This window comes from Endozoicomonas sp. SESOKO2, assembly GCF_024606245.1.
GTDB lineage: Bacteria > Pseudomonadota > Gammaproteobacteria > Pseudomonadales > Endozoicomonadaceae > Endozoicomonas_A.
The window spans coordinates 1-1,182 of the sequence record NZ_JAHHPQ010000385.1 but is presented as its reverse complement, the minus strand read 5'-3'; the positions used below and the strand labels follow the sequence as shown (position 1 = coordinate 1,182).

Below are 1,182 nucleotides of genomic sequence, written 5' to 3'. Positions count from 1 at the left end.
ATCATACTATGGCCTCTGAAATAGTGACCTGGCTCCTTCTGCCAAGAACATTGATGGCATTGTTATGCGGTGCCGCACTGGGGGCAGCGGGTGTTTTGATTCAGGGAGCGACAAGAAATCCCTTTGCCAGTCCGGCAACACTGGGTGTGAACTCCGGGGCCATGCTCGCCATAGTGCTGGGATCTGTTCTATTGCCTGAATTGACCGACCAGTACCCGGTCGTAGTCGCCTTTGCGGGTGCTGCGCTTACCACTTTACTGGTGTTCAGGCTGGCCACTGCTATCAGTGATTCACCGGTAAACCTTGTTCTGATTGGCATGGCTATTACCCTGTCACTGGGTGCTCTCAGTGCCGGTATTCTGATGTTTTTTGAGAATCGTCTGGAGGGTTTGTACACCTGGGGTGCAGGGAATCTTGCCCAGTTTGACTATCAGGCCATCAACAACAGTTGGCCGATCTTTACCCTGATGATTCTCTTTGCCACATTGCTGGCCAGACGTCTGGATCTGATTGAGTTGGGCAGAGATCAGGCTGAGAGTCTGGGGGTGAATGTAAGACGAACCGTTGGCCTGTCGCTGGTGATTGCTCTGCTTTTGTCTGCCAGTGTCGTCAGTCAGGTGGGTATGATCAGTTTTATCGGACTGATTGCCCCGCACATTGCCCGTGGTCTCGGTTATCGCTCAGCATGGCAACGTCTGCTGGCAGCCAGCTTGACGGGTGCATTACTGCTACTGGGTGCAGATGTGCTGGCCAGAATGATTCCTTTCCTGATGTCCGAAGCGCATTACAGTATCCCGGCCGGCGCCATGACAACGGTTGTCGGCGCACCTTTCATGATTTTCCTGTTGAGCCAGCGTAAAAGGATCGGCAATTTGGCCAGAGCGCCCGGTGAGACAGGAATACGTGCTCTGTTTAACGCGTCTCCGGCAAAAGCCCTCTGGGTTCTGCTGTCCATACTGCTGGTCGCTTTTTACTTCAGTCTGTTCAGCGGCCTTGACCAATCCTGGATCGACCTACGTTGGCCCAGAGTTTTAACGGCAGCTTTTGCCGGAGCTGCGCTGGCTGTCTCCGGTCTGGTTCTTCAGAGCCTGATGAGAAACCCTCTGGCCAGTCCCGATGTTTCTGGTCTGACGACCACGGGCGTTTTGTTTGTGGTTTTAGGCTCTGTAATGATGCCTGGCC

At 53.8% G+C, this 1,182-nt stretch carries 1 protein-coding gene; it reads left to right on the top strand.

From position 1 onward, the window contains the following. Window positions 1-53: 53 nt before the first annotated feature. A partial coding sequence (locus KDK17_RS08385; RefSeq protein ID WP_257287849.1) for an iron chelate uptake ABC transporter family permease subunit occupies window positions 54-1,182 on the top strand: 1,129 nt, incomplete at its 3' end.